13 protein-coding genes are annotated in these 15,112 nt (G+C 72.2%); 7 read left to right on the top strand and 6 right to left on the bottom strand.

The features are described 5' to 3' along the window. Nucleotides 1-15 precede the first annotated feature (15 nt). From OQ02_RS22315 to OQ02_RS22300, 4 genes are all read left to right on the top strand, one after another. Nucleotides 16-1,641, top strand: a complete 1,626-nt coding sequence (locus tag OQ02_RS22315) for an ABC transporter substrate-binding protein (RefSeq protein WP_033440481.1) — start codon at nt 16-18, stop codon at nt 1,639-1,641. 112 nt (nt 1,642-1,753) lie between these two features. Continuing rightward, nucleotides 1,754-3,280, top strand: coding sequence for a GH39 family glycosyl hydrolase (locus OQ02_RS22310; RefSeq protein WP_033440480.1), 1,527 nt, complete (start codon nt 1,754-1,756; stop codon nt 3,278-3,280). Nucleotides 3,281-3,285: 5 nt separating this feature from the next. Then, nucleotides 3,286-3,981, top strand: a complete 696-nt coding sequence (locus OQ02_RS22305; protein ID WP_033440479.1) for a DUF624 domain-containing protein — start codon at nt 3,286-3,288, stop codon at nt 3,979-3,981. Then, nucleotides 3,978-6,005 (top strand): beta-galactosidase, encoded by a 2,028-nt coding sequence (locus tag OQ02_RS22300; protein WP_231500165.1) that lies wholly within the window; start codon nt 3,978-3,980, stop codon nt 6,003-6,005. Before OQ02_RS22305 ends, OQ02_RS22300 begins: the two co-directional genes overlap by 4 nt. Here OQ02_RS22300 and OQ02_RS22295 read toward each other — a convergent pair. Together OQ02_RS22295 and OQ02_RS22290 are read right to left on the bottom strand one after the other, a co-directional pair. After that, nucleotides 5,999-8,029: an alpha-glucuronidase gene (locus OQ02_RS22295; protein ID WP_081915843.1), complete on the bottom strand. Its 2,031-nt coding sequence runs from the start codon at nt 8,027-8,029 to the stop codon at nt 5,999-6,001. The genes OQ02_RS22300 and OQ02_RS22295 overlap by 7 nt on opposite strands. A 145-nt stretch (nt 8,030-8,174) precedes the next feature. Next, the gene (locus OQ02_RS22290) at nt 8,175-9,389 is read right to left on the bottom strand and encodes an SGNH/GDSL hydrolase family protein (protein ID WP_051772651.1); all 1,215 of its coding nucleotides are present in this window, start codon (nt 9,387-9,389) and stop codon (nt 8,175-8,177) included. 151 nt (nt 9,390-9,540) lie between these two features. On the opposite strand from OQ02_RS22290, the gene OQ02_RS22285 reads away from it, so the two are divergent. Then, nucleotides 9,541-10,239: a DUF4082 domain-containing protein gene (locus OQ02_RS22285; RefSeq protein WP_033440478.1), complete on the top strand. Its 699-nt coding sequence runs from the start codon at nt 9,541-9,543 to the stop codon at nt 10,237-10,239. A gap of 31 nt (nt 10,240-10,270) precedes the next feature. Here OQ02_RS22285 and OQ02_RS46975 read toward each other — a convergent pair whose 3' ends face one another. From OQ02_RS46975 to OQ02_RS22270, 4 genes are all read right to left on the bottom strand, one after another. Next, the gene (locus OQ02_RS46975) at nt 10,271-10,423 is read right to left on the bottom strand and encodes a hypothetical protein (protein WP_197043443.1); all 153 of its coding nucleotides are present in this window, start codon (nt 10,421-10,423) and stop codon (nt 10,271-10,273) included. Further along, nucleotides 10,420-10,692 carry a hypothetical protein gene (locus OQ02_RS46970; RefSeq protein WP_197043442.1) on the bottom strand — a complete coding sequence of 91 codons (273 nt, stop codon included), beginning with the start codon at nt 10,690-10,692 and terminating at the stop codon, nt 10,420-10,422. Before OQ02_RS46970 ends, OQ02_RS46975 begins: the two co-directional genes overlap by 4 nt. 189 nt (nt 10,693-10,881) lie before the next feature. Next, nucleotides 10,882-12,141, bottom strand: coding sequence for a glycosyltransferase (locus OQ02_RS22275; protein WP_033440549.1), 1,260 nt, complete (start codon nt 12,139-12,141; stop codon nt 10,882-10,884). A gap of 135 nt (nt 12,142-12,276) precedes the next feature. Beyond that, nucleotides 12,277-13,437: a PucR family transcriptional regulator gene (locus OQ02_RS22270; RefSeq protein WP_081915842.1), complete on the bottom strand. Its 1,161-nt coding sequence runs from the start codon at nt 13,435-13,437 to the stop codon at nt 12,277-12,279. 357 nt (nt 13,438-13,794) lie between these two features. On the opposite strand from OQ02_RS22270, the gene OQ02_RS22265 reads away from it, so the two are divergent. Then, a complete protein-coding gene (locus tag OQ02_RS22265) occupies nt 13,795-14,211 on the top strand; it encodes a hypothetical protein (RefSeq protein ID WP_033440476.1) in 417 nt (138 codons plus the stop codon). Between the two features lie 314 nt (nt 14,212-14,525). Then, entirely contained in the window at nt 14,526-15,089 is a 564-nt protein-coding gene (locus OQ02_RS22260) for a QsdR family transcriptional regulator (protein ID WP_033440547.1), read from the top strand. The last annotated feature ends 23 nt before the right edge of the window (nt 15,090-15,112 follow it).

Raw genomic sequence — 15,112 nt, 5'->3', positions numbered from 1 at the left:
CGAGGAGAGAGCACGATGCGATCAAACTGGAAGCGCACGCTTCTGACTCTTGTGGCGGGCAGCCTCGTGGTCAGCGTGGCGGCGTGCAGTGAAGAAGACCCGGCCTCGACCGGGGTCGACCTGGACGGCAAGAAGGTCGCCGCCATGGCCGAGTACAAGGCGGGTGACCAGTTCAAGGCGACCGAGCCGCTGGACGTCAGCCTGCTGTACCTCGACCAGGCCCACTACCCGATGAAGGAGGACTGGGCGATCTGGAAGGAGATCTCCCAGCGGACCAACATCACGCTCAAGCCGACGGTCGTGCCCTACAGCGACTACGACCAGAAGCGCGGGCTGCTGATCAGCTCGGGCGACGCGCCGACGATCATCTCCAAGACCTACCCCGGTCAGGAGGCGCCGTTCGTGTCGTCCGGCGCGATCCTCCCGGTGAGCGACTACCTCGACCTGATGCCGAACTTCAAGGCGAAGATCGACAAGTGGAAGCTCCAGCCGGAGCTGAACACGCTGCGCCAGGAGGACGGCAAGTTCTACCTGCTGCCCGGCGTGCACGAGAACGTGTGGCAGGACTACACCCTGGCGTTCCGCACCGACGAGCTCCAGCGCCTGAACCTGAAGGCCCCGAAGGACTGGGACGAGGTCTACACCGTCCTGAAGGCCATCAAGGCCGCGAACCCGGACAGCTACCCGCTGTCGGACCGGTTCGAGGGCAAGTCGATCCTCAACTACGCGGGCCAGACCTTCGGCACCCAGGCCGGTTGGGGCTACAACAACGCCACCTGGAACGAGTCGGAGCAGAAGTTCGACTTCACGAGTGCGACGCCCGAGTACAAGGCGTTGATCGAGTACTTCCGCAAGCTCGTCGCCGAAGGCCTGATGGACCCGGAGAGCTTCACGCAGAAGGATGACGCGGCGATCCAGAAGTTCGCCAGCGGCATGTCGTTCGCGATCAGCAGCAACGCGCAGAACATCGTCAACGACTACCGGCCGAACGTCTCCAAGATCGCCGGCGCCACGGTGGCGAAGATCCCGCTGCCCGCAGGCCCGAAGGGCGACGTCATCCGCGGCACGCGCCTGGAGAACGGCCTGATGGTCTCGGCCAAGATCGCCGAGAGCGACAAGTTCGTCGCCACGATGCAGTTCATCGACTGGCTGTGGTACTCCGACGAGGCGCAGGAACTCGTCAAGTGGGGCGTGCCCGGCACGACCTACGAGAAGGACGCCTCCGGCAAGCGGACGCTCAAGCCCGACGTGGCGTTCGGCGGCATGAACGTCGGCGCGGCGAAGAACCTCCAGCGTGACTTCGGCTTCCAGGGCGGTGTGTTCGCGTACGGCGGTCCCACCGAGCTGCTCCAGTCCATGTTCACCGAGGAGGAGCTCGCGTTCCAGAAGACGATGGCGGACAAGAAGGTGATCGCGCTCGCCCCGCCGGCGCCGCTGAGCGAGGAGGAGCGCGAGCGCGCCACCCTGTGGGAGTCCCCGCTGAAGGACCTCGTCACGCAGTCGACGCTCCAGTTCATCCTCGGCAGCCGCGACATCTCCACGTGGGACGCGTACGTCAAGGAGCTGGACGCCAAGGGCATGACCCAGTTCATCGACGTGGTGAACGGCGCTCACAAGCGGTACAAGGAGAAGAACGGCTGATCCGCTCCGGGTCCGGCCACGGCACGTGCTGTGGCCGGACCTGTGTCCGATGGCCGCTGCTCCGCGAACGGCGGCCGGGTCCGCCCGGGAAGTCCGCAGTACTGGAGGGTTTGTGAACCACACCGTCGTCCCCGGTGAGCCGATCGGGCGCCTGTCCGAGTCCTGGCGGCACTGCGTGGGCACCGGCAGGCTGAACCTGGCGCTGCGCGCCGACTACCAGGACTCCCTGGCCATGGTCCAGCGGGACATCGGTTTCCGCTACATCCGGGGTCACGGGCTGCTGTCCGACGACATGGGCCTGCACCGGGTGTCCGGTGGTCGGGTCCGGTACTCGTTCACGTACGTGGACCAGGTGTTCGACCGGTTCCTGGAGCTGGGCCTGCGGCCGTTCGTCGAGCTGGGGTTCATGCCGACCGCGCTCGCCTCGGGTGAGGACACCGTGTTCTGGTGGAAGGGCAACATCACCCCGCCGACCGACCCGGACGAGTGGGCCGCGCTCGTGCGGGCGCTCCTGCGGCACCTGATCGACCGGTACGGCCTGGACGAGGTGCGCACCTGGCCGATCGAGGTGTGGAACGAGCCGAACCTCGTCAACTTCTGGAAGGACGCCGACCAGGAGGCCTACTTCCGCCTCTACGAGACCACCGCGCGGACCGTCAAGGACGTGGACGCCCGGCTCCAGGTGGGTGGTCCCGCCATCTCCCCCGGCTCGGACGAATGGTGGGCGCCGTTCGCGGACTTCGTCACCCGGCGGGACGTGCCGATCGACTTCGTCAGCCGGCACGCGTACACGTCCGGGCCGGCGCAGCACGTGCCGTTCGGCACCTACCAGACGCTGACCGCGCCGGAGCTGCTGCTGGACCAGTTCGACGCGCCGCGCAGGCACCTCGCGGGCACGGCGCTGGCCGGCCTGCCGGTGCACATCACCGAGTTCAACTCGTCGTACCGGCCGGACAACCCGATCCACGACACCGCCTACAACGCCGCCTACCTCGCGCCCGTGCTCACCGGCGGCACGGAGCTGGTCGACTCGTACTCCTACTGGACGTTCTGCGACGTCTTCGAGGAGGAGAACGTGCCGACGTCCCTGTTCCACGGCGGTTTCGGGCTGCTCACGCACCGGCAGGTGCCGAAGCCCACCTACCACCTGTACACGTTCATGGCCCGGATGGGCTCGCACGTGCTGGCGCGCGGCGACGACCACCTGGTGTGCGCCACCGACGACGGCCGCGTCACGGTGCTGGCGTGGCAGCCGGTCGGCGGCACCGACGCGCCGGACGCCCTCGAGCGGCACGAGGTGCGGCTGTCGGTCCCGCTGACCGGGCCGCGCGCGTTCGTCCGCCGGGAGCGGGTGAACGAGCACGACGGCAACGCGTTCGGCGCGTGGCGTGAGCTCGGCCGGCCGCGGTCGCCCGACCGGCGGACGATCGAGGTCCTGCGCGACTGCGCGCGCCCGGCCGTGGAGCACCGGTCGGCGGCGGTGGAAGGTGGTCGGGTGCTGCTCGACCTGGCACTGTCGCGCCACGAGGTGACGTTCGTCGAGCTGATCCCCGTCGAGCCCGAGGAGCACGTCGGCTTGGACGACCGGCGGCTGCTCGGCGGGTCCGACGACCGCCTCGTCGCGGAGCACGAGAGGTGAGGGCGATGGCGACGACACCGGGGCGCGGCGATCCGGCGGACGAGATCGGCAAGGGCGTCCTGTCCCGCGCGTCGGCCGTCGTGTACTGGTTCGTCGTCATCGAGGTGCTGCTCCTGCTGACGGCCGGTCCGCCGTTGCTGCTGGTGGTGTTCCTGGTCGGAGAGGCGGGCAACGCGCCGTTGATCGGGCTGTGCTTCGCCCCGCTGGCACCCGCGCTGTCGGCGGCGCTGTTCGCGTGGCGGGTCTTCCTGGACGACCGGGACCTGTCCCCCGCACGGCACTTCTGGCGCGGCTACCGGCTCAACCTGCTGGACGTGCTGCGCTGGTGGCTGCCCACCCTGGCGGTGCTGACGGTCATCGGCTTCAGCCTGGCGAACCTCGGTGTGGCCGGCGTGCCCGCGGGGTACGGGCTGGTGCTCGTCGTGATCGCGGTGGCGGTGCTGCTGTGGTCGTGCCACGCGCTGGTGCTGTCCTCCGCGCTGGCGCTGCGCACCCGCGACACCGCCCGGTTGGCGTCGTACTACCTCGCCGCCCGACCGGCGTGCACGCTCGGCACGTTGTCGCTGCTCATCGCGGCCGGCGGGCTGGTCGTGCTCACCTCGGACTGGGTGCTCGCGCTGCTCGCCTCCCCGTTCGCCCTCCTCCTCCTGCGCAACGCCGACCCGGTGCTGCGGGACGCCACCGAGAGGTTCACCGCGTGACCCGGCAGAACGTGCCCGTCAAGATCGGTTACGGCGGCGACTACAACCCCGAGCAGTGGCCCCGCGAGGTGTGGGACCGGGACTACGCCGCGTTCTCGGCGGCGGGGATCGACACCGTGACCGTCGGCGTGTTCGCGTGGGCGCACCTCCAGCCCGCCGAGGACCGGTACGACTTCACGGAGTTGGACGCGATCGTGGCGCGGGCCACGGCCGAGGGGATGCGGATCGTGCTCGCCACCCCGAGCGGCGCGATGCCGCCGTGGCTGGCGCACGAGTACCCGGAGGCGTGCCGGGTCGACTTCGACGGACGGCGGCACGTGTACGGGCAGCGACACAACGCGTGCCCGTCGTCGCCCGACTTCCGCCGCCTCTCGGTGGCGATGGCGGGGCGGCTCGCCGAGCGGTACGGGGACAACCCGGCGGTCATCGCCTGGCACGTGGGCAACGAGTACGGCGGCGCGTGCTGGTGCCCGCGGTGCGGCGAGGCGTTCCGGGACTGGCTGGGCAGGCGCTACGGCACCCTGGACCGGCTCAACGACGCGTGGAACACGACGTTCTGGTCGCACACGTTCACCGACTGGGCGCAGATCCAGCCGCCGAACACGCTGTCCGAGCACTGGCGCGGGCCGGACCACACGGCGTTCCAGGGCATCACGCTGGACTACCGGCGGTTCATGTCCGACGCGTTGCTGGGCGGGTTCGTGGCGGAGAAGGCGGCGATCCGCGAGCACTCGCCGCACACGGCCGTGACGACCAACATGATGGGCCTGTACCAGCCGATCGACTACCACCGGTGGGCGCCGCACCTGGACTTCGCGTCGTGGGACAACTACCCGCCCGAGGACCCGTCCGCGTCCCGCACGGCCGCGCGGATGGCGTTGGCGCACCGGTTGATGCGCGGGCTGCGCGACGGCGAGCCGTTCTGGGTCATGGAGCAGACGCCGTCGGTGACCGCGAGCCGGAACGTCAACTCCGTCAAGCGGCCGGGGGTGCTGCGGCTGTGGTCGTGGCAGTCCGTCGCGAACGGCGCGGACGCCGTCCTGTACTTCCAGCTGCGGCAGTCCCGCGGCGCGTGCGAGAAGTACCACGGCGCGGTGCTCGACCACGCGGGGCGGACGGACACGCGGGTGTTCCGCGAGGTCGCCGAGGTCGGTGCCGAGTTCGCCCGGGTCGGTGACGCGCTGCTCGGCGCGCGGACGCCGGCGCGGGTCGCGCTGCTGGTCGACTGGGACAGCTGGTGGGCCGTCGAGATGTCCGACGGGCCGAACCGCAACGTCCGCTACATGGACGTGCTGACGGCGTACCACCGGGCACTGTGGCAGGCGAACGCGTCACTGGACGTCGTGCCGGTGACGGCCGACCTCTCCGGCTACGACGTGGTCGTGGCGCCGTTGCTGCACATGGTGAAGGGCGACCTGGCGGACCGCGTCACGGCGTTCGTCGAGGGTGGCGGGACGTTCGTGACCACGGCGCTGTCCGGTCGGGTGGACGAGGACGACAACGCGTTCCTGACCGACGTGCCCGGTCCGTTCGCCTCGCTGCTCGGGTTGCGGGTGGAGGAGACCGACGCGCAGCAGCCCGACGTGGTCAACCCGGTGACGCTGCTCGGAGCCGAGTTCGAGGCACGGCACGTGTTCGAAGTGGTCATCCCGGACGACGCGGAGGTGCTGGGCACCTACGGCGCGGACTTCTACGCCGGGACACCGGCCGTGACGCGGTCCACCCGAGGGCGTGGCAGCGCCTGGTACGTGGCGACGTTGCTGGACGACGCCGGTGTGGCGACCGTGGTCCGGCGGGCGCTGGACGAGCACGGGTTGGTCGGGCCGCTCGCCGACGAGCCGGACGTCGAGGTCACCGAACGGGTGTCACCGGACGGCGTCCGCCACGTGTTCGTGCTCAACCACGGCGAAGCGCGGACGGTGCGGTGCCCGGTCGACGGGACGAACCTGCTGGACGGTCGGGTGCTGCGGGCCGGTGACGCGGTGGAGCTGCCACCGGCCGCAGTCCTCGTGCTCCGTCAGTAGATCCGGCGGCCGTGTGCGTCGGGCACGCCCGACTTCCGCCGGAAGTACGTGTTCACCTGGTCACGCCATTCGGTCGCGCACCGCAGCTGCTCAGCGAGCAGTTCGGTGACGCGGCCGAAGACGTCGTCGGGGACACGCCCTGCCAAGCCCGCCCAAGTGGCCACCATCCGCTCCACCTCTTCGCAACCGGCGAAGTGCGTGTCGTAGATGTGCTGGATGACCGTGGTGCCGGAGTGCAGGACGTGCCCGTACGGCACGTGGTGGAAGAACAGCAGCAGCTCGTCCGGGCACGTCGCGGTCGACTCGTACAGGTCCCGCCACGGCGCCGGGTACTGGCCGGTGAAGCCCGTGCCCGTCGCCCGCGTGCGGTCGACGCCGACGCCGTCGCGGTCGGCGAAGTGGTAAGTGCCCCACTGTGAGTACTCGTAGCCGTCGACGGCCGGCCCGTAGTGGTCGCCGGGACTGACCATGAAGCCGACGCCCAGCGGCGCGGTGTAGCGCTCGTAGGTGAGCCACGAGCCGTCCATCAGCTCGTGCAACGCCTTGCCCACGCCCGGATCGGCGAACGTGAGGCCGATCCACTCGTCCAGCACGGCCTCCGGCGCGAGCCGGTCGTCCCACGCGAGCCTGCCGAAGCCGAAGAGGTTGGCCTGCGCCAACGGGTGTCCGGTCCAGAACGGCGAGTCGCCGACGTTCGACACGGCCACCACGCCGCCGCCGGGCGCGGACGCACGACCTGCGGCGATGTCCGCCACCGTGGGCTCACCACCGCCCCACGGCTGGAAACCGAGCATCTCGGACCACTGCGGCACCAGGTGGCACACGTGCTTCTGGTGCCCGGTGTACTCCTGCGTCACCTGCAACTCGACCGCGAGCCGGGTGCGGGGCATCGCGGCGACCACCGGTGTGATCGGCTCGCGCGTCTGGAAGTCCATCGGGCCGGCCTTCACCTGCACGACCACGTTCGGCTCGAACCTGCCGTCGAGCGGGGCGAAGTTGTCGTAGGCGGCACGCGCGCGGTCGGTCGTGCGGTCGCGCCAGTCCTGGCGGTGGTCGTAGACGAACGCGCGCCAGAACACCGTGCCGCCGAACGGCGCGAGCGCGCGGGCCAGCACGTTCGCGCCGTCGGCGTGGTCGCGGCCGTAGGCGAACGGGCCGGGCTGGCCCTCGGAGTCGGCTTTGACGACGTACCCGCCGAAGTCCGGGATCGCCGCGTACACGTCGGCCGTGGTGCGTGCCCACCACTCACCCACCGCCGGGTCGAGCGGGTCGGCGGTGGGCAGGCCGCCGAGCGTCACCGGGGCGGCGAAGCTCACCGACAGGTGCACCTTGATCCCGTGCGGGCGGAACACCTCGGCGAGCCGGACGACGTCCGGCAGCCGGTCGGTCAGCAGGAGGGCTTCGGGGCGGTGCACGTTGACGTTGTTGAGGCCCACGCGGTTGACGCCGATCGAGCCGAGCAGCCGCGCGTAGGCCCGTGCCCGCGTCAGGTCTTCGCGCACCACCCCGTCGTCGTAGAAGATCGAGCCGCCCGCGTACCCGCGTTCGACCTGGCCCATCACCGGGTGCACGGCGACGTTGTCCCAGTGGTCGAGCATCCGGACCGACTGGCGGGGCGCGTGCCGCTGGGGCTCCAGGGCTCCTTCAAAGGCCGACTCGCCCTGCCGCACCACGTGGTGGAAGCCGTAGAGCAGGCCGTTCCCGGTGACCGCGCGGACCGTCGTGGTGGAGTCGTTCCTGGCCACCACGAACGACTCCGGGTCTTCTTCACCGTCGTCCGGCGCGCACACCAGCTCCAAATCCGCCGGACCGTGGTCGACGAGCGCGCCGCCGTGCTCGGCCACGGCCGCCTCGACCTCGCCGCGCACGGTGGCGACCACCGGACCGTCACCGACGACCCGGACCCGCCGCGAACCGACCGGGCGGAGCGCGAACGCGGGCAGCCACACCGGGTGCACGCCCTCCGGGAGCGGTGTGACCGGTGTCCGGTCGTCCAAGGCTTCCGGTGGCGTCGTGCCGACCATGCGTGGTCCTCTCGCGTCGAGCTCGGTGACCACGTCAACCTATGACGATTCCGCTGTCCGGGCAAGGAAAACGCGCTCTCCCGGTGCGTCCACTCACGACAGTCGGGCTACGAAACTTTTGCGTGGCAAAGCCTCCGGTCGCGGGTCACGCGGACGTCGGCGCGAACAGGTCCAAGCGGACCGCGTCCGCCAGCGCCTGGTAGCCGGCCGGCGAGAGGTGCAGGTGGTCGCCCTCGTCATAGGCCCTGAGCAGGCTTTTCGGCTCCTCCGGGTCACGGGTGGCGGCGTCGAGGTCCAGCACGGCGTCGAACCGCCCCGAGGTCCGGACCCACTCGTTGACCGCCTGCCGCGACGCCTCGCGGTGACCGTCCGGATCGTCGTAGGCACTACCTCCCAGGGGTGTCAACGTGGCTCCGCACACGGCGATGCCACGGGCGTGGGCGCGTTCCACGACCTGCTCGTACGCGGCGACGAGGTCGTCCGTGACCTGCTTCTGCGCGGCGGGCGTCGGCGCGGCGGTGCCGATGTCGTTCACACCCTCGAACAGCACCAGCCACGTGACGCCGCCCAGTGCCAGCACATCGCGGTCCAGCCGGGCCAGCGCGCTCGGTCCGAGGCCTTGCCCGGCGACCTGGTTGCCGCCGATGCCCTGGTTGAGCACGGCGACGTCCGCTGTGGCCGGGTTCGACCGCAGCCGGTGCGCCAGAAGGTTCGGCCAGCGGTCGTTCCCGTTCGTGGTGGAGCCGCGGCCGTCCGTCAGGGAATCGCCCAGCGTCACCACGGCCGTGGTGGTGCGGGTCGACCACACCTCGACACCGCTGAGGAGGAACCAGTGGTCGACGGTGGTCGCTCCGGGCAGGTCGACGGCGTCGACGTGGTCGCCCCGCAGCAGGTGGGAGGTGGTGCGGGAGCCGGGGTGCGAGGTGAGCGCGTCGGCGGGCGACCCGTCGGCCAGGAACACCGTCACGGTCAGGTCCGCGTCCGGCGGCACCGCGAGGTCCACACCGTCCGACACAACCTGCGCGCCGACCGGCACGACGACCGACGTCCGCCCGTGGAAGGTGACGGGTCGGGTCGAGCCCGCTCTGACCGCGCTCTTGCCGACCTCTTCGGGGAACGCCACGGACACGGCGGTGAGGGTCAACGCGGTGCGGCCGAAGGCGTTGGAGAACCGCAGCCGCAGCCGGTCACCGCCGACGGACGCGCGGATCGTCTGCCGCACCGTGGCATCCGCCAGCGCCACACCGTCCCGGACGAACGGGTCGGGTGGCAGGTCGGCCGGGTTCGTCGGCTGGGGCGAGGAGACCCAGGTGTGCGCCCACCGGCCTGGCGGACGGGTTCCGAACGTGCTGTGGCTCATGGGTGACCGACCTCCGCGCTCGACGGCGTGACGGGCCCGATTAGAACACTGGGCGCGTGGCCCGAGGGAATGCACCGGGCCCGGCGCAGCGGTGCCCCGGTCCCCGACGATCACCTGTACGGGAGTTCCCCCAAGGCCCCGAGGAGAGCACATGCCCCGCTTGTCCAGGCTGTTCGCGGCGGTCGCCGCCGCGACCCTGGTCCTGTCCGGCACGGCTCACGCGCAGGACGACCCGTTGGTGGTCATCACCAGCCCGACCACCCACTCCAGCGCCGAGGTCGGCGTCCCGCTCCTGATCACCGGCAGCTCGCTGAGCCCGACGCCGGGCACGATCACCGCCACCGAGCTGACCTTCGACGGCGGGACGACGTGGGTGACCACCGAACGCCTGCGGGCCCTCGACGGCTTCCGGACCGACTGGCGGTACGTGCACACGCCGGACGTGGCCGGTGACGCGACGGTCACCGGTCGGGCCGTCACCGCGTCCGGGGCCGGGCCGACCGGCGCGGCCACGACCGTCCACATCGGAGGGGCGACCGCCCCGCAGCAGGTGCACTGCGAGATCCGCTGCGAGTTCATCACCCCGTACGCGGCCGTGGTCGACGATCCGGACGTCTTCCCGACGCCCGTCCCGGTCGAGCCGGACCGCGACTACGTGATCTCCTACTACACGCCGCAGGGCGGCTACGCGATGTCGGAGCACTACTTCACCGGCACGCTGGTGCAGGCGCCGTTCACCGCGCCCCACGACGGCACGCGCGGTGCGGGCGTGTACCGCTACGGCGGCGGGTTCCCGACCGACAGCCGGCACGACAGCACGTACTGGGTGCAGCCGGAGTTCCAGGGCTGACCTCCGGGGGCCGCGCCGACCGGCCGACCGCTCACTCGGCGCGGATGGCGGTCGCCTCCACCAGCGGGGTGATCACCAGGCCGAGGAGGCTCGCGGCGGTGGCGCTGGACAGCGCGATGCCCGAGCCGACCGGGCCGAGCGGCGTGCAGCCGAAGAACCGGCTGACGCCCGGCGTCTGGATCACCGCTCCGGGGCGGCGAACGAACCGAGACCCGCGACCAGCACCGACCGGTCCAGCCCGCCGGTGACGAGGGTCTGGCCGAGCCGGGTGCCGACCAGGGCGACCAGGGCGACCAGGGCCACGGTGCTCGCCCGGCGGGAGCGGCCGGTGAGGCGGGCCGCCGTCCACGCCGCCGTCGCGCCGAGCGTGGTGGTGATGGCGCGGGCGGTGGTGGCCCGGTTCAGCGCGCTGCCGAGGGACGAGGTCGGGCGTTCGCGCAGCAGGTCGGGCACCGACTCACCGGCGGGACGGCTCAACGCGATGGCCGGCGCGGGCGCGAGGTCGGTCAGCAGGTTGACCAGCCCCTTTGGGCAGGGCCGCCGGCCACGCGCAGGGGATCGATGCCGAGAACCTCCGCCGTGCCTGTCTTCCCGGACGGGTGGCGTCCTATGCCTCACGATCGGGGCGAGATCGCCACCGGCTCACTGGACGATCCGCTCCAACGCGGCCACCGCCGTGCCGACGCCGTCCTCGGCGCGCACCCGCTCCCCCAGCTCCCGGGCGGTCCTCGCCATCACCTCGTTGCCGACCACCACGTCGAGCGCGGCGGCCAGCCGGTCGACGGTGAGCCGACGTTGCGGCACGGGAGCCGCGCCCACGCCACGCCGGTGCGCCACCTCTCCCCAGAACGGCTGGTCCGCCACGAACGGGCACACGACCTGCGGACGCCCGGCGGTGAAGGCCGCACCCGTCGTGCCCGCGCCGCCGTGGTGCACGACCGCCGCCACGCGGGGGAACAGGCCGCGGTAGTCGATCTCGTCCACCACCAGCACGTCGTCGGCGGACGTCGCACCCGCCAGGGCGCCCCACCCCGCGGCCAGGATCGGCCGCACGCCCACCCGGCGGGCCGCTTCGACGACCACCTCGGCCAGCCTCGCCGGGTCGCTCCCGATCATCGAGCCGAACCCGACGGACACGGGCGGGCCACCACCGGCCGCCAGGAACTCCTCCACCCGCGCCGGCAGCGGCGTGCCGCCCGTCCCGGCCCAGTAGCCGGTGGTGAGCGCCGATTCGGGCCAGTCCGCGGGTCGCGGGATGACCGCCGGGCTGAACGCGTGCAGCACCGGTGCCGCCGTGCCGTCCACCGCCAGCGTCGGGTCGTGCCGACCGCGCCGCAGCGGCAGGCCGAGCGTCCCCTCGCGCCACTTGTCCACCACCCCGCCGAACGTCACCGCGGGCATCTTCATGCCGAGGTAGGTGGCCCGGTTCAGCGCGCCGGGAAGCCCGGCGGGCAGCGGCGCGCCCGGCCAGCGGAACTCACTGGTCGGCACGTACAGCGGCAACGGCAGCCCCAGCACGGCGGGCACGCCCAGCGCCTCGGCCACGTGCTGCCCGGCGATGATCTGTCCGTTGTGGACGACCAGGTCGAACGGCGCGCCTGCCATGGCGACCGCCCAGCAGTCCTCCAGCACCTTCGTGAACATGCCGGGCATCTCCCGCATCTGCCGCAGCCGGACGCGCAGACCGCCCTCGATCACCTCGCCCGCCCGGTCGTCGTCCATCACCCGGAGCGGACCGTCGTCCACGCCGGTGAACGGCACGCCGAACCCGTCCGCCAACGCGGTGAACCGGTGCGGCGCGGCGACCAGCGCGTCGTGGCCCGCCGCGCGCAACCCGCGCGCGAGTTCCAGGAACGGCTGCACGTCACCACGCGTGCCCAGCGTGAGCACCAGAACTTTCACCACTAGCCCCCAAGTCCGGACGGGCCGACCCCACGACCCCTCCGAATCCTGTTCTTCCCGACCGCCGCGGACAACGCCGCGCACCGGCCACTCGCCGTTCACCTTCCTTGCCGGTCACCGGCAAGGAAGGGATCGTCACGAGCGGGCGTCCGGCCAGCCGAGCAGCTTCGCGCCCAGGACCGCGACCTGGAGCGTGAAACCCTGCCCCGGGTCGTCCGCCGCGTAGCCGGTGAGCTCGCGGATGCGCTGCAGGCGGTACGTCACCGTGCGCACGCCCAGGTGCAGGTTCCGCGCGCACACCGTGGCGACCCGCCCGCACGCGAAGTAGGCGCCCAGCGTGTCCAGGAGCGGTCCCACGCCGCCGCGCGCCGACCTCAGCGGCTCCAGCACCTCGCCGACGAGGTCGGCGAGGGCCGCGCTGTCCCGCAGCAGCACCTGGTAGACGAGCAGGTCGGCGGCCTTGTGCAGGCGGCCGGGCAGGCCGAGCCGGTCGGCGATGTCCAGCGCGTACCGGGCCTGCTCGAACGACCGCACCGCACCGCCCGGACCCGACTGCGCCCGCCCGAGCCCGACCCGCCAGTCCGCCTCGACGCCCATCACGGCCGACACCTGGCGCACGAACTCCTCCGGCACGTCGGCCGGCAGTGCCGGCGCGACGCACACCAGCAGCCCGTCCTTCGTGGCGATCAGCACGTCGCGCGACCCCAGCCGCAGCTGCACGGCCGTCTCCACGTTCCTGGCCGCTTCGCCGCCGACCACGATCGGCTCGTCGGCCCGCATCGCCGCCACCACGTTGCTCGCGGCCAGCCGGAACCCGATCCGCTCCGCCCGTTCGGCGAGGTGCCCTACGTTGCGGCCGTCCAGCAGGTCGTCCACGAACTCGCGGCGGAAGGACTCCTCGCGGCGCACCGACCAGCGCTGCGCCTCCTCGTAGCCCTCGGCCAGCGCCGTGACGGCCGCGTCCGCCGCCCGGAACACCGCCTCGCCGACCGTCCGCACCGCGTCCGCGCCGACCGCGTCCCGCACCCCCGGCAACGACGACCAGGCCAGCCAGGTGGCGCTGAGGTACAGGTCGATCAGGTCGCGCAACGCCACGCCGTCGGCCGCCGCCCGCGCGCCGGCCTCGTGCCGGACCCTCAGCTGCTTCGCGCCCAGCTGGGCGCCGGTCGTGCTGAGCGCGGCCAGGTCCTCCAGGTAGCCGTCGAGCAGTTCGGCGGGCGTGCCCCTGGCGTCCCGGCTCGCGCGCAGCCCGAGGTCCACCACGTCGAACTCCACCGCACGCCTCGTTCGTGACATACCCCGAAGTCTTCCGTGGCCGACCCGTCGGTGGCGCGCGACCACCCCGGTTGCACGCGGTTGGGCGAGGCCGGCCACGGGACGCACTTGTTCTACCGCCGGCGTGCTCACCCGGCGGCTGATCGCCGAGCGGGGTTCCTCGTTCGTCGCGGTGGAGGGCGACCGGCCCCGACCGGACCACCGCCCTGCGCACGATGCCAACCCTGCGGGTGGACGCGCTGAACCGGAGACGTACCCGAGTGGTGCCTGAGCGTCACCGGTGACCCCGCTGTGCCCGGCTGTTGACCTCGAAAAACGAGAGGTTGATAACATCGTGTCACGGCAACCGCGTGCCGTCTGCTCGACGAGGATGGCACCGTGACCAAGGCACAGAGAATCGCAGCGGCGTGGGCGAACCTGCCCGCACCGGAGTTGACCGACCAGGTCCGTCTCCTGGTGAAGGCCCGGGACGCCTCCTCACGCGGCGTCTGGTCCGCCGTGCGCGAGAACCCCGTCATCGCCGCCCGCGTCCGCGGTGCGCTGGCGGGGTTGAAGGCCGAGTACCGCGGCCACCGCGACGAGGCGATGTGGCTGGTGTGGATCGCCCAGGTCCAGCAGCAGCTGGCCGTGCAGGCCGCCGCACCCGCGCCCGTCGCGGACGCCTCCGCCGACGAGGTCACGCCCGACGACGGCCCCACCGCCGAGGAGTGGGCCGCCCAGCACGAGACCGCACCGCGCCCGCCCAGCGACGCCCCACCGGTCCTGTTCCAGGAACCGCTCCCCTCGATGAAGTAGAAGCTCCCAGGTCAGACCGGCCGGTCCTGCGGCAGCCGGTCGCCATGACGACCGACGGACGCCACGATCCCCGCCGGGTGGCACTCCCCGCGATCACCCCGATCAGGCGCGCTCGGCGGGAACGCCGCCACCGGCCGCCGTGCCCGACAACCCCTGGTCCGGCCGCCGGCTCGGGACGGCGTCGAGCCCCCGTGCCGCCGGGGAAGTGGCCGGGCGCACAGGCCGGCAGACCGGTACGGGTCTCGCGGTGGGCCGGTGTCCGGGCGATGATGCGGGTGGCCGGACGGGTGGGCCGGCGGACGCGGGGGGCGGCGGTGGGTTCGACCGGGCGGGTCGTGAGCCAGGACCAGGTGTTGCACGGTGCCTGCCGGTTCTTCCTGCGGCACGGCGGGGTCGACATGGACGGGCTCGCGTCGAGCCTCGCCATCAGCCGGGCCACGCTCTACCGGGTCGTGCACAGCCGTGACGGGCTGCTCGGCGACGTGCTGTGGGTGCTCGCCGACCGCGTCCTGGCGCGGGCCCGGCGCGAGCGCACGAACGGCGGCGTCGAAGGCGTCCTGGAGGTCACCCGGCGGTTCGTCGGCCAGTTGCGGGCGGCGGGACCGTTCCGCGCGTTCCTGAGCGGCGAGCCGGAGACCGCGGCGCGGGTGTTGTTCAACGCGTCCGGCGGGGTGCACCGGCGCGCGGTGTCCGCGCAGAAGGAGATCCTGCTCGAAGTCGACGGCGGGCCGTGGTCGACCGCCGCGCTCGACCAGGTGGCGTTCCTCTACGTCCGGATCGTGGAGTCCGCGCTCTACGCCGAGCTGCTCACCGGCTCGCCGCTCGACCCGGAGCTGGCCGAGCGGGCCGCCCGGACGGTCCTCCTCCAGCACCGCTGAGCCCGCTGCGACAGCGGTCTCAC

The sequence above is a fragment of the Saccharothrix sp. NRRL B-16314 genome (assembly GCF_000716595.1).
Classification (GTDB): Bacteria; Actinomycetota; Actinomycetes; order Mycobacteriales; family Pseudonocardiaceae; genus Actinosynnema.
This window is presented reverse-complemented; position numbering and strand designations above follow the sequence as displayed.

Excerpts from the sequence above, each read along its gene's own strand:
- OQ02_RS22315 (WP_033440481.1), top strand. The coding sequence starts at position 16 with ATGCGATCAAACTGGAAGCGCACGCTTCTGACTCTTGTGGCGGGCAGC.
- OQ02_RS22270 (WP_081915842.1), bottom strand. The coding sequence starts at position 13,437 with ATGTCACGAACGAGGCGTGCGGTGGAGTTCGACGTGGTGGACCTCGGG.
- OQ02_RS22290 (WP_051772651.1), bottom strand. The coding sequence starts at position 9,389 with ATGAGCCACAGCACGTTCGGAACCCGTCCGCCAGGCCGGTGGGCGCAC.
- OQ02_RS22305 (WP_033440479.1), top strand. The coding sequence starts at position 3,286 with ATGGCGACGACACCGGGGCGCGGCGATCCGGCGGACGAGATCGGCAAG.
- OQ02_RS22295 (WP_081915843.1), bottom strand. The coding sequence starts at position 8,029 with ATGGTCGGCACGACGCCACCGGAAGCCTTGGACGACCGGACACCGGTC.
- OQ02_RS22285 (WP_033440478.1), top strand. The coding sequence starts at position 9,541 with ATGCCCCGCTTGTCCAGGCTGTTCGCGGCGGTCGCCGCCGCGACCCTG.